The sequence below is a fragment of the Brachybacterium sp. P6-10-X1 genome, assembly GCF_001969445.1.
Lineage (GTDB): Bacteria > Actinomycetota > Actinomycetes > Actinomycetales > Dermabacteraceae > Brachybacterium.
The window spans coordinates 212,339-234,859 of sequence record NZ_CP017297.1; the positions used below are offsets into that span (position 1 = coordinate 212,339).

The window sequence follows — 22,521 nt, forward strand, 5'->3', positions numbered from 1 at the left end:
CGTGCGAGGAAAAAATAGGGGGGGGGGGCGCGATGATCCGAGGTGGGTTCAGAAGAGTCCGGCCTTGGTGGTCCGCCTGGCCAGGAAGTTCACGGCGATCAGCAGGAGCAGGCTGATGATGCTGCGGAAGAGACCGATCGCCGTGGCGTAGCTGTACTGCGGGATCGGGCTCTTCAGACCGACCTCGTAGACGTAGGTGTCGATCACCTGCGAGGTGGTGAGGTTCAGAGGGTTCTGCAGCAGCAGCACCTTCTCGAAGCCGACGCTCATGATCGTGCCGACATTGAGGATCATCAGCACGACGGCGATCGGGATGATCGCCGGCAGATCGATGTGCCACATCCGACGCATCAGAGAGGCGCCGTCGACCTTCGCGGCTTCGTGCAACTCGGGCGGGACCGAGGACAGAGCCGCCAGGTAGATGATCGCGCTGAAGCCGGCGGTCTGCCAGATACCGGACCAGACGTACGTGTGGCGGAACCAGCCGGGATCGGTGAGGAACGCCGGCGGATCGATGCCGAGCAGGCTCAGCGCGTGCGGGAAGATCCCGCTGGAGGGGTCCAGCAGCATCACCAGGATGCCGACCACCACCACGACCGAAATGAAGTTCGGCGCATAGGTGATGAGCTGGACGACGCGCGAGAAGTACTTCTGGCGCACCGCGTTCAGCGCCAGCGCGAGAAGGATCGGGATGGGGAAGCCCGCGATCAGCTCGTAGAAGGCCAGCACGATCGTGTTGCGCAGCAGAGGCCAGAAATTGTAGCTCTCCACGAAGCGCTCGATGTGTTTCATCCCCACCCACTCGGACCCGGTGAGTCCTCCGACGGGGGTGAAGTCTCGGAACGCGATCTGAATGCCGTACATCGGCCAGTACATGAAGATCGCGACCCAGATCACGGCTGGCAGGACCAGCAGGTACAGTTGCCACGAGTGAGCGAGGCGGCGCCCGAGCGACTTCTTGCGCTGTCCTTCGAGCGTGATCTTCCTGCGAGATTTCTTGGTGTCGTCGACGCGCAGCTGGTCGACGAAGTTTCCCTGGTCTGTGCTCATAGGTGCCTCAGCCCTTCAGCGAACCGATCATCATGCCCTTGACGAAGTGCTTCTGCACGAACGGGTAGGCGATGAGCGGAGGAACGGATGCGATGATGATCAATGCGTACTTCAGCTGGTCGGCCAGCTTCTGCATGGCCGCGATCCGCTCCGGATCCGCATTGGCCATCTGGGAGGGGTCGAAGGAGTTCTCCAGCAGGATGTTCCGCATCACCAGCTGCAGCGGGTACAGCGACTCATCGGTGAGATAGATCAGCCCGTTGAAGTACGCGTTCCACGTGGCCACGCCGTACAGCAGCAGGTTCACGGCGATGATCGGCTTGGACAGGGGCAGCACGATCTGCCCGAAGAAGCGCAGATCGTTGGCACCGTCGATCCGTGAGCACTCCAGCAGCTCATGGGGGATCGTGGTCTGGAAGAAGGTCCGGGTCACGATCAGCTGCCAGACGCTCACGCAGGTCGGCAGGATCATCGCCCAGATGGTGTTGAGCATCCCCAGGGACTGCACCACCAGGTAGGTGGGGATCATGCCCCCGGAGAACATCATGGTCAGCACGAAGACGATGGTCAGGGCATTCCGACCCACCAGATCGCTGCGGGAGAGCGCGTACCCCCCACCGATGGTGACCGCGGTCCCCAGGGTCATCGCCGCCGTCGAGTACAGCAGCGAGTTGAAGAAGCCGCGGGGGATCGCGGGGTAGTCGAGGATCGCTTCGTAGGCGTCGAAGCTGAACCCGACCGGCCATAGCCACATCTCTCCGGAGGTGACCGCCGCCGGCTGGGACAGGGAGGCGCTGACGATGTAGACGAAGGGATAGATGATCGTGGTGGTGAACAGCAGCAGAAGCACGGTCATCACGATGTTCAGGACCCGGTCCGAGAGCGGCTCCTTGATCCTGCGGCGTGACGGGGGTGCGGCGGCGGGAGTGGTGCTGTGGGCCGTCGCTTCGGGGTGGGAATGGGATCGGAGCAGCGTCATGGCTCAGCCGTACTGCTGGTCGTACGCATCCTGGGCGATGCTGATGTACGTATCGACGCCGATGGCCCGGGCCTTGTCGAGATACGCGGTCCAGGAGGCGTCGTCGGCGGCGTCTGCGCGGCCGGTGGCGAAGTCCGCGATGGTCTGCTTCAGATGGTCCTCGAGATTGAGGATGATCTCTCCGGTCTGGGCGGACTGCTCCATGTCGTAGATCAGCGGGGGCACGCCGATCTTCTCAGGGGTGGCGAAGGGCTCGACGAGCTTGGTGCCCTCATAGAGGATCGGCTCGATCGAGGGGGAATCCGGGTCGAGAGCTTCCGAGTGGCGCTGTGACGTCGACTTGTACAGAGGGCCCCACTCCCGCCAGGTGCGGTTCTTCAGCTCGTCGCCGGGGTTCAGCACCGTGTAGACGGCCTGCTGGCTGTCTATGCCGGTCTGGCCCTCGTCGGCCCAGTCCCAATCGGCGCCCTGTTCCCCGCGGGTGATGGAGACCGTCAGACCGAGCTCGAACTGGTAATCCGCCCAGCGGACCATCTGCACCGGATCGGGGCACTGCGGGGTGATGACGAAGTTGGGGTAGCCGTAGGAGAAATGGTCCCACTGGCAGCTGCGTACGCCGCCCGGGCCCTCCAGCGGTTCCATCACCGTCATGATCCGGGAGATGTCCTCGGGATCGGAGGGATCCGAGGCGGTCGCGAAGTGGAAGGTGGAGTAGCCGTAGGCGATGCCGAACTCAGGGCCGCCGGAAGCGTCGCCGAGGCTCTGGTACTGCTCGGGGGTGTTGGAGAGGATCCCGGGATCGAAGTTGCCGTCGGCGAACTGCTTCTGGATCCAGATCATGCCCTCCCGGAAGGCGGGGTCGTCCTGGACCCATTCGACCGTCGATCCGTTTCGGCGCAGGTTGATCTCCGGGATCTCGAGGAAGGAGCCCAGGAAGAACTGCATCAGCTGGAGCATGGTCTCGGCGCTGGCGGTGGTCAGGGCGGAGCCCTCGGGCTTACCGGAGTAGGTCCGGAACTCGTCCATGAGCTCCTCGTACTCGGTGATGCTCGTCGGCGCCTCGGCGCCGACACCCTCCAGCCAGCCGGAGTTGATCCAGGTGCGGACGTTCGCGGCCTTGCAGTGGTAGCAGTCGTTCATCGAGGGGACGGCGTAGAGCCTGCCGTCGGGGGAGGAGTACTGCTTGCGCATGTCGGGGAAGGACGCGAACATGTCCAGGATGTGCGGGGCATTCTCGTCGATCAGCCTGTCCAGCGGCAGGAACAGGCCCTGCTGGCCGTAGATGCTGATCTCGGAGAGGTTGAAGATGTCCTGGCCGACCATCATCGCATCGGGCAGGTCACCGCCGGCGACGATGGCGTTCACCTTGGTCTTTCCGTCTTCGCCGGCCGGGACCGTGAGGTAGGAGACGTTGACGCCGGTGGTCTCCTCGAGGTGCTGGGAGTAGTAGTTGGTCTCGAAATCCATCCCGGGATCGACCTGGCTGAGCACCGAGAAGTCAGTGTCGCCGTCACCGAAGGGTTCCAGCGCGCGCGCTCGCGGGCCGACGTAGTCCTCGGGGTAGTTGACTCCGTCGATCTCCGGGGCGAGATCGTATTTCAGGGTCGCGCTGCCGGGCTGGTAGTCCTCACCTCCCGTGATCTCGTCGTCCGCGTCGGCATCGCCCCCGCAGGCGCTCAGCACGAGCGGCGCCGTGACGGCTGCGGCACCGGCGGCCGCGCTGCGACCGAGGAAGGCACGTCGCGCCAGGGGTTCGGGCTGGGCGGGCGGAGCGTCGGGCTGATCCTGGTGGTCCTTGGCGTCCACGGTGACTCCTTCGTCGGGGATGGTGCGGAGAATATGACATAGATCGGAGGTGTCGGCAAGGATAGATCGGATCATTGAGGGTGCGGGGTGATTCGGGGGTGAAGCCGCAGCCGGTCGACGACCGGCCTTGTCCGACGGCTGAACCTGCGATGCGCCCGTGGCGAAGGGTTCCCCCACTGTGTATTCGCGCCTCTCAGGGGATCCGAGCGGCGACGGCGCGACCGGATGCCACGATGTTCTGCCGCGCCATCTCGCTTGATCAAAGGTCCGAGGTGTCGTAATCTCGTCGGAACATCCGAGGTCTGTGCCGATGCCGGATCGGCCGCGCACGACCTGTCCCAGGAGGAGCGTGCCCATGGCCACGATCACGTCGCTCACCGTTCACGACGTCCGCTTCCCGACCTCTCGCGAACTCGACGGGTCTGATGCGATGAATCCCGATCCCGACTATTCGGCCGCCTACGTCGAGCTGCGCACCAGCGACGGGGAAGCGGGCTACGGACTGGTCTTCACCATCGGTCGCGGCAACGATGTGCAGGCGGCGGCGATCGAGGCGCTGTCCCTCCATGTGCTCGACCGTGACGTGGACACCCTGCTCGCCGATCTCGGCGGGTTCTCCCGTGCGCTGATCGGGGACTCCCAACTGCGGTGGCTGGGCCCCGAGAAGGGGGTCATGCACATGGCGATCGGAGCACTGGTCAACGCGGCCTGGGATCTGCGGGCACGCCGCGAGGACAAGCCGCTGTGGCTGCTGCTGGCCGAGCTCACGCCCGAACAGGTCGTCGAGCTGGTGGACTTCCGGTATCTCACCGACGCCCTCACCCGTGAGGAGGCCCTGGAGATCCTGCGCCGTGCCGAGCCCGGCAAAGCCGGGCGCATCGCGACACTGCAGAAGAGCGGCATCCCGGCGTACACCACGACGCCCGGATGGCTCGGGTACAGCGATGGGAAGCTCGCCCACCTGCTGCGCGAAGCCCGTGCCGAAGGCTTCGAGATGGTCAAGCTCAAGGTCGGTGGCTCCGTCGAGGACGATGTGCGTCGGATGGCGGTCGCACGCGACGTTCTGGGAGCGGACTTCCCCATCGCGATCGATGCCAATCAGCGGTGGGACGTCGCCGAAGCAGTGCAGTGGCTGGGCCGGCTCGCCCCTTACCGCCCCGCCTGGATCGAGGAGCCGACCAGTCCCGACGACGTTCTCGCTCACGCGGCGATCCGACGGGCGGTCGCGCCCCTGCCGGTCGCCACCGGTGAGCAGGTGCAGAACAGGATCGTCGCCAAGCAGTTGATGCAGGCGGAGGCGATCGACGTGTTTCAGCTCGACGCTGCGCGCGTCGGGGGCGTCAACGAGAACATCGCCATCATGCTGCTGGCCGCCAAGTTCTCCGTGCCGGTATGTCCGCACGCCGGTGGGGTCGGGCTGTGCGAGCTGGTTCAGCACTACGCCTTCTTCGATGCCGCCGCGGTGAGCGGCGAACACGGTCACCGCTACATCGAGTACGTCGACCACTTGCACGAGCACTTCGAGGACCCGGTGTCCATCGTCGACGGTGCGTACGAGGCGCCGCTGGCAGCGGGATCCGGAGCCCGCATGCATCCATCCACTGTCGAGTCGCACCTGTACCCGACCGGACCGGTCTGGACGGAGGAGAGTCATGTCCCTGTCGCCTGAATCCACCCACGCCCGCTGCGACACCTCGCCTGCCGATGCGCTCGCCTGGTTCGACGACGCCCGCTTCGGTCTGTTCGTCCACTTCGGGCTCTACGCGATCCCTGCTCGGCACGAGTGGATCATGACCCGTGAACGGCGCAGTCCCGAAGACTACGAGCGCTACGCCGAGCTGTTCGACCCGGACCGCTTCGACGCCCGCCGGATCGCGCGCATCGCGCGGGAGGCCGGGATGCGCTACGCGGTGCTGACCACCAAGCACCACGAGGGCTTCTGCCTGTTCGACAGCGCACTGAGCGACTACACCTCCCAGCACGCCTGCGGTCGCGATCTGGTGCGGGAGTTCGTCGACGCTCTTCGGGAGGAAGGAGTGCGGGTCGGGTTCTACCACTCGGTGATCGACTGGCACCATCCCGACTTCCCGATCGATCGCCTGCATCCTCTGCGCGATCGCGAGGATCGCGAGGAGCTCGACCGGGGCCGTGACATCGCCCGGTACCGCGAGTACCTCCACGGCCAGGTCCGCGAGCTCTTGACCGGGTACGGCGAGGTGGACTACCTCTTCTTCGACTTCACCTACCCGGGTGGGAACGGCAAGGGGCCCGAGGACTGGGACTCCGAGCGTCTGCTGGCCATGGTGCGCGAGCTCCAGCCTGGCTGCGTGGTCAACGACCGCCTCGGGATTCCGGGTGACCTCGTCACCCCTGAGCAGTACCAGCCGGCCGAGCCTATGCGGGACGACGCCGGCGAGACGGTGCGCTGGGAGGCCTGCCAGACCACCAACGGTTCATGGGGCTACGACCGCGACAATCTCGAGTTCAAGTCGCCCGATCTGCTGCTGCGGATGCTGGTGGATACCGTCGGGAAGGGCGGGAACATGCTGTTGAACATCGGACCCGACGGCCGTGGCGGGCTGCGGCGCGAGGACACGGACTCGCTCGCGGAGATCGGGGAGTGGATGCAGCTGCACGAGGCGTCGGTCCATGGCGCCGGTGCGGTCGACCCTGCCCTCGGCATCCTCGCTCCGCCAGGGACCCTGCTGACCCAGCGCGGAGACCATCTGTACATCCATCTCACCTCCTGGCCGATGTCGCATCTGCACGTGCGCGGCCTGGCCGGGTCGGTCCGCTTCGCTCGCCTGCTGAACGACGGATCGGAGATCGCCTTCTCGACCATCGACCCGGCGCAGAAGGGCAGTCATACCACCGTCGGCGGCATCAGCGACGACACCGTGACCTTCACCGTCCCGATCATGCGGCCCGACGTGCTGCTGCCGGTGATCGAGGTCTGGCTGGAGACCGGAGCGAGCGGAGCGGGCTCCTGAGCGCGGCCGCCGCTGCGGAGCGGGCGCCCCTGCCCGCTCTCGGCTTCGGCGCCGCCCAGCTCGGAAACCTCTACCGGGTCACCACCGACGAGGAGGCGCGCGGCGCCGTCGACGCCGCCTGGGACGAAGGTGTCCGCCTGTTCGACACGGCACCGCACTACGGGATCGGCACCAGCGAGCGCCGGCTCGGCGCCCTGCTGGCCTCCTACCCCCGCGAGGACTACCTGCTCTCGACCAAGGTGGGGCGCCTGCTGGTGCCCGGCCCCGGCGACGGGGACGACATGGCCCACGGGTTCGCGGTCCCGAACTCCCATCGGCGGGTGTGGGACATGAGCGAGGCCGGGATCCGCCGCAGCCACGCCGAATCCCTGGAGCGGCTGGGGCTGGACCGGGTCGACGTGCTCTACCTCCACGACCCCGAGGAGAGCCCCACCGAACAGGCCTTCGCCGAGGCGCTGCCGACCCTCGCCGCGATGCGCGAGGAGGGGCTGATCAGCCACGTCGGAGTCGGGTCCAAGGACGTCGACGTCCTGCTGCGCGCCGTGCGCACCGGGCTGCTCGACGTGATCATGCTGTCCGGGCGCTACACGCTGCTCGAGCAGCCCGCCGCCGCGGAGCTGCTGCCGGCCTGCCTCGAGCACGGGGTGGAGGTGGTCGCGGTCTCCGTGTTCAACTCCGGGATCCTCTCCCGGCCCGAGGTGCCCGACGACGCGAAGTACGAGTACGGTGCCGCGCCGGTCGAGCTCCTGCAGCGTGCCCGGCATCTCGCCGCGCTCGCCGCCGAGCACGGGGTCCAGCTGCCGGATCTCGCTCTCCGCTACCCGCTGCGCCACGAGGCGGTCTCCTCGGTGGTCCTCGGCATGCGCACCGCGGACCAGGTGCGGCAGAACCTGGAGCGGGTGGCCCGCACGATTCCCGAGGAGCTCTGGGAGCAGATCGATGCCTGAGGGGACCACCGATGCCCACCTGCACCTGTGGGACCTCAGCGGGGGAGGCTACCGCTGGCTCGGCGGGGCTGCGGAGGCCCTGCGCCGCGATGCCCGTTGGGAGGAGGTCGCGCCCCAGCACGCGGCGCTCGGCGTCCAGCGCGTGGTCCTGGTGCAGGCCGATGACACCCACGCCGACACCGCCGCGATGCAGCGGGCCGCGGCCCGGATCGAGGCCGGCCCCGGTCCGGTGCGCCGGGCCGACGTGGTCGCCTGGCTGCCGCTGGCCGATCCCGCCCGCACCGCGGAGCTGCTGGACGATGCCACGGCGATGCGGCACGTCGTCGGGGTGCGCCATCTGATCCACGACGAGCCCGACCGGGGGTTCCTGGACCGCCCGGAGGTCCGTGAGTCCCTGGCCCTGCTGGCCGCCCGGGGCCTCCCGCTCGATGTTCCCGATGCCTTCCCCCGGCACCTGGACCAGGCAGTTCGCGTGGGATCGGAGGTCGACTCCCTGGTGCTGGTGCTGGACCACCTCGGCAAGCCCCCGCTGGGCGAGGCCGCGGCGATGGGGGAGTGGGAACGCTCCCTGCGCGAGTTCGCGGGTCTCGGAACCAGCATCGCGAAGCTGTCCGGGCTCGCCACCAGCGGCGCGGGGTACGCGGCCGCGACGGACCTGCGCCGCGCCGTGGATCTGGCCGGGGAACTGTTCGGACCCGGTCGGCTGATGTTCGGCAGCGACTGGCCGATCGCCCCGACCGCCTTCGACCTCACCTCCGGGACCAGCGGTCTGATCGCACTGCTGGAGGAGCTGCCCGCCACCGATCGTGCTCAGATCCACCGCGGCACGGCGCAGCGCGTGTACCGGCGCCCGGCCGAGTGAGGCTCAGTCGAGGCCGGCTCCCTTGAGGATCCAGCTCTCGACGCCCCCGATGTGTGCGGCGGCGTGCACCCGGGCCAGGTCCCCTCGCCCCTGGCGCAGCGCGTCGAGGATGCGGCGATGCTCGGCCAGGGTGGAGTCCACGGCGGCGTTCTCGGTGAGCCCTCGCCAGACCCGCGCCCGCGCCGTCGCGCTGGCGAGGCCCTCGAGCATCGAGGAGAGGTAGGCGTTGGGGCAGCGACTGGTGATCAGCTGATGGAAGTCGATGTCCGCCTGCACCAGCTCCTCGACGCTGGAATGCTCGGAGAGGTCGACCATCAGCTGCTCGAGACGCTCGAAGTCGTGCTCGCCCAGACGGGGGCAGGCCTGCTCCACCGCCGTGGGCTCCAGCAGCCGGCGCACCTCGAGGATCTGCTCCTCCCCGGAGCCGTGGTGGAGATCGAGGATGAAGCCGAGCGACTCGACCAGCAGGCTCGGGGCGAGGGACGTGACATAGGTGCCATCGCCCTGGCGCACGTCCAGCACGCGGATCACGGACAGGGCCTTGACGGCCTCGCGCAGCGAGTTGCGGCTCACGCCGATCCGCTCGGAGAGCTCCTTCTCCGGCGGCAGGCGGTCGGCCGGGCCGAGCTCGCCGTCGATGATCATCTGCTTGATCGCGTCGATCGCGCGATCCGTCACGGCATGCGGTGCTGGCATGGCGTCCTACTCCTCGCTGGGCCGGCGAAGATGCCGGTCATCACATGATCGATGCTAGTTCACTTGTCCCGCGCACCGGGCGCGGAACCGCCGATCTCCCGTGTCCGGGTCCGAACCGGTCCCACCGCCCGTCTCGTGGCCCCCTCGCGGCGCCCATGCCTGCGGACCTCGCACGCTCGGTCACGCCCGCGGCGAACAGGCGGGGAATCCGCGTCGAACACGCGTAGTGTCGAGCCAACATCACCACCGGACGGGGGAGGACCATGTTCGAACGCTTCACCGATCGCGCCCGTCGCGTCGTCGTCCTGGCACAGGACGAAGCACGACTGCTGAACCACAACTACATCGGCACCGAGCACATCCTGCTGGGGCTCATCCACGAGGCCGAAGGCGTCGGCGCGAAGGCTCTCGAGGCCCTCGGCGTGACGCTCGAGGCCGTGCGCGAGCAGGTGCGCGACATCATCGGCGAGGGCAATCAGACCCCCAGCGGCCACATCCCCTTCACGCCCCGTGCGAAGAAGGTCCTCGAGCTGTCCCTGCGCGAGGCGCTGCAGCTGGGCCACAACTACATCGGCACCGAGCACATCCTGCTCGGCCTGCTGCGCGAGGGAGAGGGCACCGCCGTCAAGGTGCTCTCCCGCCTCAAGGCCGAGCCGTCGGCCGTCCGCCAGGAGGTCATCGAGCGCCTGCAGGGCTACCAGGGCAAGGAGCCGGCCACCGCCGGCGGCCCCTCCGAGGGCCAGCCCTCCGGCTCGTTGGTGCTGGACCAGTTCGGCCGCAATCTCACCCAGGCCGCCCGCGAGGGCAAGCTCGACCCGGTCATCGGCCGGGACCACGAGGCCGAGCGGGTGATGCAGGTGCTCTCGCGCCGCACCAAGAACAACCCGGTGCTGATCGGCGAGCCCGGCGTCGGCAAGACGGCGGTCGTCGAGGGGCTGGCGCAGGCCATCACGGCCGGCGACGTCCCCGAGACGCTCAAGGACAAGCAGCTCTACACCTTGGACCTCGGGTCGCTGGTCGCCGGCTCCCGCTACCGCGGTGACTTCGAGGAGCGCCTGAAGAAGGTGCTCAAGGAGATCCGCACCCGCGGGGACATCATCCTGTTCATCGACGAGATCCACACCCTCGTCGGGGCGGGCGCCGCCGAGGGAGCGATCGACGCCGCCAGCATCCTCAAGCCGATGCTGGCCCGCGGCGAGCTGCAGACCATCGGGGCGACCACTCTGGAGGAGTACCGCAAGCACATCGAGAAGGACGCCGCTCTCGAGCGCCGTTTCCAGCCGATCCAGGTGGATCAGCCCTCGGTGGCGCTGACGGTCGAGATCCTCAAGGGGCTGCGCGACAAGTACGAGGCGCACCACCGCGTGACCATCACCGATGCCGCACTGGTGGCCGCCGCGAACCTCGCCGACCGTTACGTCAACGACCGCTTCCTGCCGGACAAGGCGATCGACCTGATCGACGAGGCCGGTGCCCGGCTGCGCATCCGCCGTCTCACCGCACCGCCCGAGCTCAAGGAGTTCGACGCCAAGATCGAGACGGCGCGCACGAAGAAGGAGGAGGCGATCGACGGCCAGGACTTCGAGCTCGCCGCCTCCCTGCGCGACGAGGAGCAGCAGCTGAAGTCCGAGCGCGACGACAAGGAGAAGGCCTGGCGCCACGGCGAGACCGATGCCGTGACCACGGTCTCCGAAGAGGTGGTCGCCGAGGTGCTCGCCGCCTCGACCGGCATCCCGATCGTCAAGCTCACCGAGGAGGAGTCCTCGCGTCTGCTCCACATGGAGGACGAGCTGCACAAGCGGGTCATCGGCCAGGACGAGGCCATCAAGGCCCTGTCCCAGGCGATCCGCCGCACCCGTGCCGGGCTCAAGGACCCCAAGCGTCCCGGCGGCTCGTTCATCTTCGCCGGGTCGACCGGCGTCGGCAAGACCGAGCTGGCCAAGGCGCTCGCGGAGTTCCTCTTCGGTGACGACGAGTCCCTCATCCAGCTGGACATGTCCGAGTTCGGTGAGAAGCACACGGCCTCGCGGCTGTTCGGCTCGCCCCCCGGTTACGTCGGCTACGACGAGGGCGGCCAGCTCACCGAGAAGGTGCGTCGCAAGCCGTTCTCCGTGGTGCTGTTCGACGAGGTGGAGAAGGCCCATGTGGACATCTTCAACTCGCTGCTGCAGATCCTCGAGGACGGGCGGCTCACGGATTCGCAGGGTCGCATCGTCGACTTCAAGAACACCGTGATCATCATGACCACCAACCTCGGCACCCGGGACATCGCCAAGGGCGTCTCCCTGGGCTTCACCGCGGGCGGCGATCTGAACAGCGACTACGACCGGATGAAGGCCAAGGTCCACGAGGAGCTCAAGCAGCACTTCAAGCCGGAGTTCCTCAACCGTGTCGACGACACGGTGGTCTTCCCGCAGCTCTCGCGCGAGGAGATCGTCAGGATCGTCGATCTCATGATCGGCAAGCTGGAGGCGCGTCTGACCGAGAAGGACATGACGATCGAGCTCACGCACGGGGCGAAGGTCCTGCTGGCGGAGAAGGGGTACGACCCGGTGCTCGGTGCCCGCCCCCTGCGTCGCACCATCCAGCGCGACATCGAGGACGTCCTGTCTGAGAAGATTCTGTTCGGGCAGGTCCACGTGGGCGATACGATCATCGTCGACGCGGAGGGCGAGGGTCTGCTCGGCGAGCTGACCTTCGGTCGACGCGGCGAGAGCGGTGAGCTCGAGTCGATCACGGAGACGGTCGATGTCGAATCGATGACGCAGGCTCGGGCCGACGAGATGACCCGCCCGGACGGCTCAGCCGCTCCGGACACGGACAGCGCGGAGGCCAGCGCCTCCTGATCGGTACGAGCCGGTCCCGTCTGCTCGGCGGGGCCGGCTCGTCCCCTTCGGGGCGGAACCGTGCGCCGGTCGTGGGCGATCCGTCCCGAAGGGCCGGTCACGGGCTCTCGCGGGCGCGACGCCGGTGAGCGCATCGACGTGTCACCGGTCCGGTGTCGACCCCGGCCCGGACACCGAGGAATCGGAGGAGAGGACGCATGGGCGGATCCATCGACTGGCTGCTGTCCCTGACCGGTCAGATCGAGGGCTGGATCATGGGCGTCGCCGATGCCTGGTGGATCTACCTGGTCGTCTACGCCTTCGCGGCCTTCGACGGCTTCTTCCCGACGGTGCCGAGCGAATCGACCATCGTCACCCTGTCCTCCCTGTGGTCCTCCTCGGGGCGCCCCCTGATCCTCCTGATCGGCTTCGCCGCCTGGATGGGTGCCTGGACCGGGGACAACCTGGGCTACTGGCTGGGCAGCAAGATCGGGTGGGAACGATTCAGGTTCCTGCGCGAGGGCAAGGGACGCCGCGCCGTCGAAGCGGCCGATCGCGGACTGCAGCGCCGCGCCCTGCTGTTCCTCATGACCGCCCGCTACATCCCCTTCGGCCGCACGGCGGTGAACCTGGTCGCGGGTGCCGTGCACTACCCCCACAAGGAGTTCTGGCCGCGCTCGCTGCTGTCCACCTTCGTGTGGGCCGTCTACTCCTGCGCCATCGGTGCTGTCGCCGGAGCCTGGTTCGGCGAGCACCATCTGCTCGCGATCACGGTCGCCCTGATCGCGGCCGTCGTGCTGGCCCTCATCGTGGAGCGGCTGATCGCGGTCATGCACCGGGTCCTGGACCGTCGGGCCGAGCGCCGCGGCGAGATCGTCGAGGACCGACTGGGCATCACGGACACCGCGGAGGAGCCCGCCGCTGAGCGGGACGAGGCGCACCCGGGTGGCCAGGAACAGGACGGGGAGCAGCTGGAGGACCGGGGGCGGACCGGCCAGGACGGTCACCACGAGCTCGCCGATCCGCGGGACGACCAGGACATCGACAGCGATCAGGGGGCGACGCCCCTGGCGTCCCAGGGACAGGACAGCCCGGCATGATCCCCACCATCCGCCCGGCCCTGCCGGCCGACGTCCGCGGCATCAACCGGCTCGTCGAGCCGATGACCCACACCGGCATCCTGCTGGGCAAGGACATGGTCTCCTACTACGAAGCGGTCCAGGAGTTCCTCGTCGCCATCGATGACGACGGGACGGTCGTGGGCTGCGGTGCCCTCCACGTCATGTGGGAGGACCTCGCCGAGGTGCGCACTCTCGCCGTCGCCGACGACCAGCGCGGCACCGGGCTGGGGCACCGGATGCTGGCCTCCCTGCTTCAGCGGGCGGTCCAGCTCGGGCTCAGCCGAGTGTTCTGCCTGACCTTCGAGGTCGAGTTCTTCTCCCGCCACGGGTTCGAGGTGATGGCCGACGAGGTCGACCCGGAGGTCTACAACCAGCTGCTGCGGTCTCCGGACGAAGGCATCGCGGAATTCCTCGATCTCGCCCGCGTCAAGCCCAACACCCTCGGCAACACCCGGATGATCAGGGCGCTCGACGGAGACGGGTGACGGGATCCGCCAGCTCGGGGGAAGTCTCCGCCGGCCGGCGAGGACTCCACCGGCCGCGGGACGGCTGCGGCGGCCGAGGAACGGCCGAGCCGGCGCGCGGCAGCCCGTTCAGGGCAGGCGAAGCCGCTCCCCGGCGCGCGCTGCGAGCCCGTCCCGGAGCAAGGACGCGGTGCAGCGCTCCACCCGGGTCGGATCCGACGGGTCCAGGGCGAGCAGATCGGCGGGGGCCGCCTCGCCCTCGCGTCGCAGCACCGCCATGATCTTCCCGCGCATCTGCCGGTCGGTCCCCTCGAAACGCTGCCGGCGTCGACCGTCCTCGGCAGCAGCGGGTCGTCCCGCCGCGTACCAGGTGCACCCGGCCCCGGCCAGCGGGCACCGCTGGCACTGGGGCGAGCGCGCCGTGCACACGAGGGCGCCCAGCTCCATCACCGCCTGATTCCAGGCGACGGAGCGTTCACGGCCGGTCGGCAGACTCCGGGTGGCCAGGGCGCGTTCGGCCGCGGAGTACGACGCATCGGGCAGTGCGGTCCCGCGCACGGAGCGGGCCAGCACCCGGCGGATGTTGGTGTCGGCCACCACCGCGCGCCCGTGGTGCGCGAAGGCGGTGACGGCGGCGGCGGTGTACTCGCCGATACCGGGCAGGGAGCGCAGGGCTTCGATGCCGCGGGGGACGGCGCCGCCGTGCTCGCGGACGATGGCGCGCGCGCACTCCTGCAGGCGGAGAGCCCGGCGCGGATAACCGAGCCGGTCCCAGCGCCGCAATACCTCAGCCGTCGGGGCATCCGCGAGGTCGGCCGGCGTGGGCCAGTGCCCCATCCAGTCGAGCCAACGCGGGAGGACCCGGACCACCGGGGTCTGCTGCAGCATGACCTCGGAGACGAGGATCGCCCAGGGCGAGGTGTCCGGGCGTCGCCAAGGGAGGTCGCGGCCCTGGACGCCGAACCAGTCGATCACCGCGTCGACCATGGTGTCGTCGGCGTGGTCGTTCGGGTCGTTCTGGTCGTTCTGGTCGGTCCGGTCGGCGAGGTCGGTCCGGTCGTCGGTCCTCAGGGGTCCATGAGCGACGCGGGACGGGACCGCTCGGTCCCGTCCCGCGTCGAGGGAGTGAGGCGCCGTGGCCCCTGGTCCGTCGGTCAGGCCTGCGGCCCTGCCTGCCGGTCGGAGGACGGGTCGCGCTGCGACGACAGCAGGTCGCGGATCTCGGTGAGCAGCAGGATGTCCTCGGACAGAGGGGTCTCCTCCTCCTCCGGGAGCCCGCGACGCTTGCGGTCCAGGGCGCGAGCCTTGGAGATCGGCAGCACGAACACGAAGTACACGACGGCTGCCGTGATGAGGAAGGCGATGACCGCGGAGAGGATCGCCCCGACGTCGACCCGCGTCGACTCGTTGGTGATCAGGAACGCGAGGCCATGGACGTTGCCGCCGCCGAAGACATTGATGATGGGCTGGATCAAGTTGTCCACGAAGGCCCCGATCAGCGCGGTGAACGCGGAGCCGATGACGAGACCGACCGCGAGGTCGATGACGTTGCCCTGCATGATGAAGTCCTTGAAACCCTTCATGGGTCATCCTTACTGGGATCTGGGATCGGGATCATGTCACCGAGGCGACACCTCGGGACTGTAGCCGACGATCGAGACCGAGACCCATCCTTCCCGCATGGCGTGAGCCACTTCTCGGGCGCGGGGCCGCTCGACAGAGACCAGCACCTGCGCCGCCCCGGTCGTGCCCTGCCCGAGCACGTCCTCGGTGCCACCGGCGTCCGGGAGCTCGACGACGACGGCGGGGACCGCGGCGACGGAGGCGGGGTCGGGGCCCGAGGTGAGGACGTCGAGATGTGCGCCAGGGACCAGACGCGGCACCAGCACCGCCGGCACGGGCAGCGCCATCAGCGCGGAACCCTCGGGGACCGCCGCGGCGCCGTCCCCGATGAGCAGGCCGGGCAGCAGTGGGGTGCGGGCCGGGATGTCGAGCGCGATCTCGCGGCCCACGAGCTGCTTCGGCGTGCTCGAGCTCCCCGCCGGGACGAGCTCGGTGGCGACCCGCACCGTGCGCAGGTGCTGGTCGGTCAGGACCGTCCCGGCCGGCAGGTCGTCCGCCGCGGCCACCACCGGGACGCCGCGCGTGCTCGGCGGCAGCAGAGAAGGGACGATCAGGGCCAGGGTCAGGGCGAGGGCGAGCACGAGCAGTGTGCGGCGGCGGCGCCGCAGGGCACGCCGCCAGGCGGGGAGGGATGCGCGGATCCGGGTGAGCATGCCCCGAACCTAGAGGGCACCGCGCCCTCCAGCCCGCCGTGCGGCTGTGCTGTGGACGACGGGACGCTGGGGAGGAAGGATCAGGAGGAGGCTGCTGCGGCCGCCGGCTGCGCGCTCGGGGAGGAGCCGCCGGCAGAGGACCCGGACGTGCCCGAGCCGCCGCTCGCCGCGCCGTCCGAGGAGGAGCTGGACGAGGACGAGCTGGACGAGGACGCACCGTCGGAAGCCGCGGAGGGGCCGTCCGAGGACGAGGAGTCGCTGCTGGACGAGCCCGAGGAGGACTGCGAGGACGCCGCGGAGTTCGCGGAGTCGGTGGAGTAGAAACCAGATCCCTTGAAGACGATGCCCACCGAATCGAAGACCTTCCGCAGTGCATCCTGCGCGCACTCGGGGCAGGTCACCAGCGAGTCCTCGCTGAAGCTCTGGTACTGCTCGAACCGGTGCCCGCAGCTCTTGCAGGCGTAGACATAGGTGGGCACGAGGCATCCTCCGGGATCTTCTCTCAGCGACCGCTGGCGCGGCGACCGGAGCGATTCTACGTCCGGGAGCCGGGTTCCGGGGCTCAGGAGCCCTCGAGCGTGACCAAGCGGACGAGCCCGTCGGCCGTGAGGACGGTGGGGATCGGCACGTCGTGCTCCCCACGGGGCAGGCTGCCCGCCTCCAGCAGCTCGTCGGGATGGATCACCGTGACCACCCGGGTGTCCGTGCCCGACGCCGCGAGCGCCCGGTCGTAGTACCCGGCGCCGTGCCCGATCCGGGTCCCGGAGCGATCCACCGCCACCGCCGGGGTCAGCACGAGGAACGCGTCGGCGAGCGCATCGGGGCCCAGACGCTCCCCGTCGGGCTCTGGGCCGAAGCCCCGTCCCGGGGACGGGAGGAAGGGGGAGTGGCCGTCCCAGGTGATCCACTCGAGCCGGCGCCCCGCGGAGGCGGGGAAGATCAGCCGGGCCCCGAGCGCGACGAGCTCGTCGACCAGGGGCATGACGTCGGCCTCGAGAGACGAGGGGTGGTACGCCGCCACCAGCGGCGCCCTGCCCCCGTCGCCCTCCTCCGCCACCGAGAGGACTGCTTCGCGCACCTGCGCGAGCAGCGGGGCGGCATGGTCGAGGAGCTGCAGTGCCTCCCAGGCCCGACGCGCGCTGCCCGCCTCGCCCCCGTAGGCCCGGGAACGCCGGGCCCGCAGCTCTGTGCGCAGCTGCTTCTTGCGAGCCGCCATCGCCTCGGTGTCCATGCCCCCAGGCTCCCACACCAGGCTCCCACACCGGGCTCCCACACCGGGCTCCCACACCGGGCTTCTTGCCGGAGCGCCTGCGCACGCCCGGGATCAGGAGTCCGTCTACGATGGCGCGATGGTTCACGTCTGGCCGCTCACCCTGCGCGACGAGGAGCTCGTGCTGCGGCCCCTGCGACGGCGGGACCGCCCCGAGTTCGACCGCCTGCGGGAGCGCAACCGTGCCTGGCTGCGACCGTGGGATGCGACCGATCCCGAGCGTGCCGCCCGCCAGCTGCCGTTCACCGCGCTGCGTCGGTGGAACGACCGACAAGCCCGGCTCGGCTGGTACCTGCCGCTGGCGATCACCGCCGGCGGTCGCCTCGCGGGGCAGATCACGGCCGGACCGATCCAGTACGGCGCGCTGCGCTCGACGGTGCTGGGGTACTGGATCGACCGCGAGCGGGCCGGGGCCGGTCTGGTCCCCCGCGCGACAGCGCTGATGATCGATCACCTCTTCGCCGAGCTCGGGCTGCACCGCATCGAGGTCACGGTGCGCCCGGAGAACACGGCGAGCCTGCGCGTGGTGGAGAAGCTCCACCTGCGTCCCGAGGGGCTGCGCCGCTCGGCGATCCATGTCGACGGCGCGTGGCGGGACCACCTGGTGTTCGCGCTCACCGCCGAGGAGGTCACCACGGGCGCGGACGGCCACGGGGTGCTCGCACGGCTTCATCGCGAGTTCCCGTCCGACACGCCCACGGGATGACCAGGGAAGTCACATCGCTGTCATTACTGTAGCGGTGTGGAGTCGATCAACCTCGGAGCCGTCCTCTTCGGCCTCTTGCTGCTGCTGTGGGTGGCCTACGCCCTGCCGCGCACCGCGCGCCGACGCGACGTGATGGGCCGTGCCCGCACCACCGAGCTCACCGAGATGACCTCGGAGGCCCGGGACCTGTCCGAGGCCGTCCACACCCGCCGCTCCTCCCGTGAGGTGAATGCCGCCATGTCCCAGGACCGCCTGTTGCTGCGACCCGCCGATCCCACCAGCCGCCCCCGCTTCGACGCCGTCCCCGGCGCCCGCATCGACGTCCTGGAGGAGAGGGCGCGTTCGCGCCGGGTGATGCGAGCCGTGCTCGCGCTGCTGGCCGGGGTCACCCTCGCCCTGATCGGTCTCGCTCTCGCGCAGGTCATCGCCGGGTGGGTGCCGCTGATCGGGGTCGCCGGCCTCGCCGCGTACCTCGTCGGCCTGCGCCGCGCCGAGCTCGAGCGCCGCGCCCGCACCACCCGCACCGCGACCCGTGCCCGCCAGGAGCGCGCCGAACGGGAGACCGCCCGTCGGGCCGATGCCGCGAGGACCGCGGCCCCCGTCGCGGAGCCGGAGGCCCCGCATGCCCCGCCCGAGGCGCCCGGACGGCGCGAACGCCTGGAGACCACCACCGAGCGCGCCGCCCACCAGGTCTCCGCGCCGGGGGAGTGGATGCCGCGACCGGTCCCGCGTCCCACCTACACCCTTCGCGGCGAGGTCGACGACCTCGCCAGCCGTCATGCCGCTCACCGCCGGAGCATGCAGGCCACGTCGGTCCCGCTCGAGAGCGAAGGGGTCGAGGAGCTCGAGGCGGCCGACGAGAGCTACGCCCCTGCGCAGGACCTGCAGCTCGACGAGATCCTCGCCCGCCGCCGCGCCTGAGATGGACGGGTCCGCACGCCTGGACGCGATCGACCGGGTGCTGGCCCGCGACGGCTGGGCCGAGCGGCCGCTGGCGGTGCTCGATCTCGACGCCTTCGACGCGAACCTCGCGGAACTGGCCCGTCGCGCCGACGGCACCCCGCTGCGGGTCGCCTCGAAATCCCTGCGCGTGCGCGCCCTGCTGGAGCGAGCACTGACGCACCCGGGATACCGCGGTGTCCTCGCGTACACGCTGCCGGAGGCCCTCTGGCTCGTGGGTCACGGGATCGAGGACCTGGTGGTCGCCTATCCCACCGCCGAGCGCGCCGCACTGCGCCGGCTGGTGGGCGATCCGTCGGCGCTGGCTGCGGTCACCCTGATGGTCGACGAGGTCGCCCAGCTCGAGCTGATCCTGGACGCGACGTCGGATGTGCGCGGCGGGGCGCTGCCGATCCGGGTCGCACTCGAGCTCGACGTCTCCTACGCGCCGCTGCCGGGCGTCCGCTTCGGCGCCCATCGCTCCCCGGTGCACACCCCCGAGCACGCCCGCGCCCTGGCTCAGGAGATCGTGCGTCGCCCGGGGCTCGAGCTGGTCGGCCTGATGGCCTACGAAGGGCACATCGCCGGGGTCGCCGACGCGGCCCGCACCCCGTACGGCGCCGCCGTGCGCACCATGAAGACCCTCTCCAGACCCGACATCGCCGCCCGCCGGGCCGAGGCGGTCGCCGCGGTGCGCGAGGTCGCGGACCTCGAGTTCGTCAACGGCGGCGGCACGGGATCGATCGAGTCCACCGGCGCCGGGGGCGCCGTCACCGAGATCGCCGCCGGCTCCGGGCTCATCGGCCCCGGGCTGTTCGACCACTACCGCGACTTCCGCCCTCGGCCGGCTCTCCACCTGGGGTTCTCCGTCGTCAGACGGCCTGGACCCGGGATCGCCACGCTGCTGGGCGGCGGGTGGATCGCCAGCGGGGTGCCCGGGGAGGACCGCCTGCCCACCATCGCGCATCCTGCCGGACTGTCCTACGCGCCGCAGGAGGCGGCCGGTGAGGTGCAGACCCCGGTCGTGGGTGCCGCCGCCGACGATCTGCGCGTCGGAGGGACCGTCTGGCTGCGGCACGCGAAAGCGGGGGAACCTGCGGAGCACGTGGCGACCTATGTGCTGATCTCCGGCGACGAGGTGGTCGCAGCCGTCCCCACCTACCGCGGAGAGGGGGCAGCCTTCCTCTGAGGGGGGTCCTCACCCGGCGCTGCAGGAAGGAGAACCCATCGTGCTGATCCCGCGACCCACCCACCGCACCTGGAGCGGGAAGGTCCGCTGGAGTCCGAAGCAGGTCCTCGCCCCGAGCGGCGAGGACGAGATCCTCGCGGCGCTGCGCACCGCCCGCGAGGCCGGATCGGGCCTGCGGGTGATCGGCGGCGGGCACTCCTTCTCCGCACTGGTGGCGACCGATGGTGTGATGGTCACCCTCGACGGCTGCCGGGGCCTGGTGCGGGCCGATACGGACTCGGGCCTCGTCACCCTGCGCGGCGGGACCCGGCTGTGGGAGATCGCCGATCTGCTCGCCCCGCTCGGCCTCGCGCTGCCGGTGATGGGGGACATCGACCACCAGTCCATCGCCGGGGCGATCCAGACCGGCACCCATGGAACCGGGGCGCGCTGCACCGGCTTCGCGGGCATGGTCCGCGGGCTCCGCCTCGCCCTGCCCGACGGGTCCGTCGTGGACACCTCGCCGTCGCAGGATGCGGATCTGTTCGAGGCCGCCCGGCTCGGGCTCGGCACGATCGGCGTGGTCCTCGAGGTCACGCTGGCCTGTGTGCCCCGGTACCGGCTGGATCTCGTCGAGGCCACCGTCGATCTCGAGGAGGCGCTCGGCAGTTTCCTCGCGGACTCCGCGATCATCGACCACCACGAGCTGTTCTGGTTCCCGCGCACCGCCCGCGCGACGGCGCGGACCATGCGCCGCGTCCCCCAGGACACCGCGGTCCGGGGCCCCGGCCGGCTGGTCGGGACGCTCCAGCGGGAGGTGCTCGGCAACGGCGCCTGGGAGCTGCTGTGCCGTGGGGCCTCGCTCGCGCCGGCTCTCAGCCGGCCCGCCGCCGAGCTCGCCTCCCGGGTCCTTGCCGGGCCGCGCGTGCTGGACGACTCCTCCGCCGTGTTCACCGCGCCGCGCCGGGTGCGCTTCCACGAGTCCGAGTGGGCGATCCCCGCCGAGCGTCTCGGGGAGGCTGTCGCCGCGCTGCGGACTCGATTCGACGCCGAGGACGTGCGCGTCAGCTTTCCGCTGGAGATCCGGCGGGCCGCTCCCGACGACGTCTGGCTGTCCACCGCCTACGGCCGCGACACCGTGTACCTCGCCGCCCACCGCTACCACCGGGAGGACCCCGGGCCGTACCTGCTGCTCGTCCAGCGCACGCTCGCACCCTTCGCGGCGCGGCCGCACTGGGGCAAGCAGCACTGGCTCGGGTCCCGGGAGCTGGGTGAGCTGTATCCGCGCTTCGAGGACTTCCGAGCTGTGCGTGCGGCGGCAGACCCCGACCGGATGCTGCTGACCCCGTATCTGGACCACCTGCTGGGGTGAGAGGTGGGCGCTCCAGCGACCCGGTGATGTCGGCGATCCGGGCCATCCGGCGCGATCCGTGCGGCGGCCCGGTCCGGCCTGCGGCGGGTTCAGCACCCGGATCCGCCTCGGCCTAGGCTGACGGCGATGAACACCTCCGCACCCCGCACCCCGCCCTCGTCCGTCCCGAGCCCGACGCGCCTGCTGGAGATCGCGACCACCGCGTCCGGCGCCGCGGCCGATTACATCCGGTCCCTGGACCGCGACCACCTCGGCCGCGAGTACAAGACCTCCAGCCACGACATCGTCACCGAGCACGACCGGGCCAGCGAGGAGATCATCGTCTCCGAGCTGCGGCGCCTGCTGCCGACCTGCCGCATCGTCGGCGAGGAGGGTGGGGAGCGCCCGGCTGGGGAGGGGTCCGCCGAGGCGGGGGGACCGGTGGTGAGCTTCTACGTCGACCCCATCGACGGAACCAGCAACTTCGCGGCCGGTCTGCCGCTGTTCTGCGTCTCGATCGGGGTCGCGGTCGACGACGAGCTGGTCGCCGGGGTGATCGATGCGCCGATCCTCGGCCAGATCTTCTCCGCGGCCGACGGGCCCGCGATGCTGAACGGCGTCCCGATCAGCCCGCGCTCGACGAATGCCCCGGCCGATGCCCTGCTGCTGACCGGCTTCCCCGGGCAGCGCGATGCCCTCGAGTTCCCCGAGCTCGCCGCCCGCGCCCACGTCGAGATCCATCAGGAGCATTCCGCCGTCCGCCATCTCGGCACGGCGGCCCTCGAACTCGCCTATGTCGCCGCCGGCTGGGCCGATGCCACCGCGCTGGCCTCCATCAACGCCTGGGACATCGCCGCCGGGTTCCACCTGATCGAGCGTGCCGGCGGATCGATCCGCACCTGGCCGGGTCGGGACCGCAGCGACCGGCCCGCTCACCTCCATCCCGCCTACGTCGCGTGCACGGGGCCGGAGCGCCTGGGGCTGCTCGACCAACTGCACGAGCAGGTCCAGGAGGTCCGCGACGCGGATCTGTGATCCTCGTCAAGGCGGCCCTGTCGGTTCGTCGCCCGG

21 protein-coding genes and 1 pseudogene are annotated in these 22,521 nt (G+C 70.1%); 13 read left to right on the plus strand and 9 right to left on the minus strand.

The features are described 5' to 3' along the window. Positions 1–48: 48 nt before the first annotated feature. From BH708_RS00950 to BH708_RS00960, 3 genes are read right to left on the minus strand one after another with little or no spacing between them, the layout of a single operon-like run. Positions 49–1,050, minus strand: a complete 1,002-nt coding sequence (locus tag BH708_RS00950; RefSeq protein ID WP_083713157.1) for a sugar ABC transporter permease — start codon at positions 1,048–1,050, stop codon at positions 49–51. A gap of 7 nt (positions 1,051–1,057) precedes the next feature. Further along, complete coding sequence (locus BH708_RS00955; RefSeq protein ID WP_083713159.1) at positions 1,058–2,029, minus strand: carbohydrate ABC transporter permease; 972 nt, start codon at positions 2,027–2,029, stop codon at positions 1,058–1,060. Positions 2,030–2,032: 3 nt separating this feature from the next. Continuing rightward, on the minus strand, positions 2,033–3,835 hold the full coding sequence (locus BH708_RS00960; RefSeq protein WP_076805881.1) for a hypothetical protein: 1,803 nt from the start codon (positions 3,833–3,835) through the stop codon (positions 2,033–2,035). Between the two features lie 355 nt (positions 3,836–4,190). Here BH708_RS00960 and BH708_RS00965 point away from each other — a divergent pair, with 355 nt between their 5' ends. Genes BH708_RS00965 through BH708_RS00980 form a run of 4 tightly spaced genes read left to right on the plus strand, consistent with a single transcriptional unit; the run spans position 4,191 to position 8,634 of the window. Further along, the gene (locus BH708_RS00965; RefSeq protein ID WP_076805883.1) at positions 4,191–5,504 is read left to right on the plus strand and encodes an enolase C-terminal domain-like protein; all 1,314 of its coding nucleotides are present in this window, start codon (positions 4,191–4,193) and stop codon (positions 5,502–5,504) included. Continuing rightward, positions 5,488–6,825 carry an alpha-L-fucosidase gene (locus BH708_RS00970; RefSeq protein WP_083713160.1) on the plus strand — a complete coding sequence of 446 codons (1,338 nt, stop codon included), beginning with the start codon at positions 5,488–5,490 and terminating at the stop codon, positions 6,823–6,825. The genes BH708_RS00965 and BH708_RS00970 overlap by 17 nt, the downstream gene beginning before the upstream one ends. A 29-nt stretch (positions 6,826–6,854) precedes the next feature. Further along, complete coding sequence (locus BH708_RS00975) at positions 6,855–7,772, plus strand: aldo/keto reductase (RefSeq protein WP_371330002.1); 918 nt, start codon at positions 6,855–6,857, stop codon at positions 7,770–7,772. Continuing rightward, complete coding sequence (locus tag BH708_RS00980) at positions 7,765–8,634, plus strand: amidohydrolase (RefSeq protein ID WP_076805885.1); 870 nt, start codon at positions 7,765–7,767, stop codon at positions 8,632–8,634. Before BH708_RS00975 ends, BH708_RS00980 begins: the two co-directional genes overlap by 8 nt. 3 nt (positions 8,635–8,637) lie before the next feature. Here BH708_RS00980 and BH708_RS00985 read toward each other — a convergent pair whose 3' ends face one another. Continuing rightward, positions 8,638–9,330: a FadR/GntR family transcriptional regulator gene (locus BH708_RS00985; protein ID WP_076805887.1), complete on the minus strand. Its 693-nt coding sequence runs from the start codon at positions 9,328–9,330 to the stop codon at positions 8,638–8,640. Between the two features lie 263 nt (positions 9,331–9,593). Between BH708_RS00985 and BH708_RS00990 the strand changes: the two genes are divergently transcribed. The 3 genes from BH708_RS00990 to BH708_RS01000 all read left to right on the plus strand — a co-directional run bounded on the left by BH708_RS00990 (position 9,594) and on the right by BH708_RS01000 (position 13,761). Next, positions 9,594–12,176, plus strand: a complete 2,583-nt coding sequence (locus BH708_RS00990) for an ATP-dependent Clp protease ATP-binding subunit (RefSeq protein WP_076805889.1) — start codon at positions 9,594–9,596, stop codon at positions 12,174–12,176. 197 nt (positions 12,177–12,373) lie between these two features. Then, complete coding sequence (locus BH708_RS00995) at positions 12,374–13,255, plus strand: DedA family protein (RefSeq protein WP_083713162.1); 882 nt, start codon at positions 12,374–12,376, stop codon at positions 13,253–13,255. Then, positions 13,252–13,761, plus strand: a complete 510-nt coding sequence (locus tag BH708_RS01000) for an amino-acid N-acetyltransferase (protein WP_076805891.1) — start codon at positions 13,252–13,254, stop codon at positions 13,759–13,761. Before BH708_RS00995 ends, BH708_RS01000 begins: the two co-directional genes overlap by 4 nt. Before the next feature lie 108 nt (positions 13,762–13,869). Here the strand turns inward: BH708_RS01000 and BH708_RS01005 are convergent, their stop codons facing one another. From BH708_RS01005 to BH708_RS01015, 3 genes are all read right to left on the minus strand, one after another. Further along, complete coding sequence (locus tag BH708_RS01005; RefSeq protein ID WP_076805893.1) at positions 13,870–14,727, minus strand: A/G-specific adenine glycosylase; 858 nt, start codon at positions 14,725–14,727, stop codon at positions 13,870–13,872. 167 nt (positions 14,728–14,894) lie between these two features. Beyond that, entirely contained in the window at positions 14,895–15,323 is a 429-nt protein-coding gene (gene mscL / locus BH708_RS01010) for a large conductance mechanosensitive channel protein MscL (RefSeq protein ID WP_076805895.1), read from the minus strand. A gap of 36 nt (positions 15,324–15,359) precedes the next feature. Beyond that, a complete protein-coding gene (locus BH708_RS01015; protein ID WP_076805897.1) occupies positions 15,360–16,016 on the minus strand; it encodes an SAF domain-containing protein in 657 nt (218 codons plus the stop codon). A gap of 147 nt (positions 16,017–16,163) precedes the next feature. Here BH708_RS01015 and BH708_RS20190 point away from each other — a divergent pair, with 147 nt between their 5' ends. Continuing rightward, complete coding sequence (locus BH708_RS20190; RefSeq protein ID WP_253705588.1) at positions 16,164–16,337, plus strand: hypothetical protein; 174 nt, start codon at positions 16,164–16,166, stop codon at positions 16,335–16,337. 62 nt (positions 16,338–16,399) lie between these two features. On the opposite strand, the pseudogene BH708_RS20195 reads toward BH708_RS20190, so the two are convergent. Next, positions 16,400–16,495: pseudogene (locus BH708_RS20195) on the minus strand (FmdB family zinc ribbon protein); the annotation flags it as partial. A gap of 83 nt (positions 16,496–16,578) precedes the next feature. Next, positions 16,579–17,247: a 5-formyltetrahydrofolate cyclo-ligase gene (locus tag BH708_RS01025; protein ID WP_083713163.1), complete on the minus strand. Its 669-nt coding sequence runs from the start codon at positions 17,245–17,247 to the stop codon at positions 16,579–16,581. A gap of 118 nt (positions 17,248–17,365) precedes the next feature. Here BH708_RS01025 and BH708_RS01030 point away from each other — a divergent pair, with 118 nt between their 5' ends. The 5 genes from BH708_RS01030 to BH708_RS01050 all read left to right on the plus strand — a co-directional run bounded on the left by BH708_RS01030 (position 17,366) and on the right by BH708_RS01050 (position 22,485). Further along, the gene (locus BH708_RS01030; protein ID WP_076805901.1) at positions 17,366–17,992 is read left to right on the plus strand and encodes a GNAT family N-acetyltransferase; all 627 of its coding nucleotides are present in this window, start codon (positions 17,366–17,368) and stop codon (positions 17,990–17,992) included. A gap of 36 nt (positions 17,993–18,028) precedes the next feature. After that, the gene (locus tag BH708_RS19665; RefSeq protein WP_076805903.1) at positions 18,029–18,913 is read left to right on the plus strand and encodes a hypothetical protein; all 885 of its coding nucleotides are present in this window, start codon (positions 18,029–18,031) and stop codon (positions 18,911–18,913) included. A gap of 1 nt (position 18,914) precedes the next feature. Further along, complete coding sequence (locus BH708_RS01040) at positions 18,915–20,120, plus strand: alanine racemase (protein WP_076805905.1); 1,206 nt, start codon at positions 18,915–18,917, stop codon at positions 20,118–20,120. 40 nt (positions 20,121–20,160) lie between these two features. Further along, the gene (locus BH708_RS01045; RefSeq protein WP_083713166.1) at positions 20,161–21,471 is read left to right on the plus strand and encodes a D-arabinono-1,4-lactone oxidase; all 1,311 of its coding nucleotides are present in this window, start codon (positions 20,161–20,163) and stop codon (positions 21,469–21,471) included. Positions 21,472–21,597: 126 nt separating this feature from the next. Then, positions 21,598–22,485 (plus strand): inositol monophosphatase family protein, encoded by an 888-nt coding sequence (locus BH708_RS01050; RefSeq protein WP_076805908.1) that lies wholly within the window; start codon positions 21,598–21,600, stop codon positions 22,483–22,485. Positions 22,486–22,521 lie beyond the last annotated feature (36 nt).

Bases quoted from the DNA above. Each gene is read 5' to 3' on its own strand.
- BH708_RS00950 (WP_083713157.1), bottom strand. From the start codon at position 1,050: ATGAGCACAGACCAGGGAAACTTCGTCGACCAGCTGCGCGTCGACGAC.
- BH708_RS00955 (WP_083713159.1), bottom strand. From the start codon at position 2,029: ATGACGCTGCTCCGATCCCATTCCCACCCCGAAGCGACGGCCCACAGC.
- BH708_RS00965 (WP_076805883.1), top strand. From the start codon at position 4,191: ATGGCCACGATCACGTCGCTCACCGTTCACGACGTCCGCTTCCCGACC.
- BH708_RS00970 (WP_083713160.1), top strand. From the start codon at position 5,488: ATGTCCCTGTCGCCTGAATCCACCCACGCCCGCTGCGACACCTCGCCT.
- BH708_RS00980 (WP_076805885.1), top strand. From the start codon at position 7,765: ATGCCTGAGGGGACCACCGATGCCCACCTGCACCTGTGGGACCTCAGC.
- BH708_RS00985 (WP_076805887.1), bottom strand. From the start codon at position 9,330: ATGCCAGCACCGCATGCCGTGACGGATCGCGCGATCGACGCGATCAAG.
- BH708_RS00990 (WP_076805889.1), top strand. From the start codon at position 9,594: ATGTTCGAACGCTTCACCGATCGCGCCCGTCGCGTCGTCGTCCTGGCA.
- BH708_RS00995 (WP_083713162.1), top strand. From the start codon at position 12,374: ATGGGCGGATCCATCGACTGGCTGCTGTCCCTGACCGGTCAGATCGAG.
- BH708_RS01000 (WP_076805891.1), top strand. From the start codon at position 13,252: ATGATCCCCACCATCCGCCCGGCCCTGCCGGCCGACGTCCGCGGCATC.
- BH708_RS01005 (WP_076805893.1), bottom strand. From the start codon at position 14,727: ATGGTCGACGCGGTGATCGACTGGTTCGGCGTCCAGGGCCGCGACCTC.
- mscL (WP_076805895.1), bottom strand. From the start codon at position 15,323: ATGAAGGGTTTCAAGGACTTCATCATGCAGGGCAACGTCATCGACCTC.
- BH708_RS01015 (WP_076805897.1), bottom strand. From the start codon at position 16,016: ATGCTCACCCGGATCCGCGCATCCCTCCCCGCCTGGCGGCGTGCCCTG.
- BH708_RS01025 (WP_083713163.1), bottom strand. From the start codon at position 17,247: ATGGACACCGAGGCGATGGCGGCTCGCAAGAAGCAGCTGCGCACAGAG.
- BH708_RS01030 (WP_076805901.1), top strand. From the start codon at position 17,366: ATGGTTCACGTCTGGCCGCTCACCCTGCGCGACGAGGAGCTCGTGCTG.
- BH708_RS01040 (WP_076805905.1), top strand. From the start codon at position 18,915: ATGGACGGGTCCGCACGCCTGGACGCGATCGACCGGGTGCTGGCCCGC.
- BH708_RS01050 (WP_076805908.1), top strand. From the start codon at position 21,598: ATGAACACCTCCGCACCCCGCACCCCGCCCTCGTCCGTCCCGAGCCCG.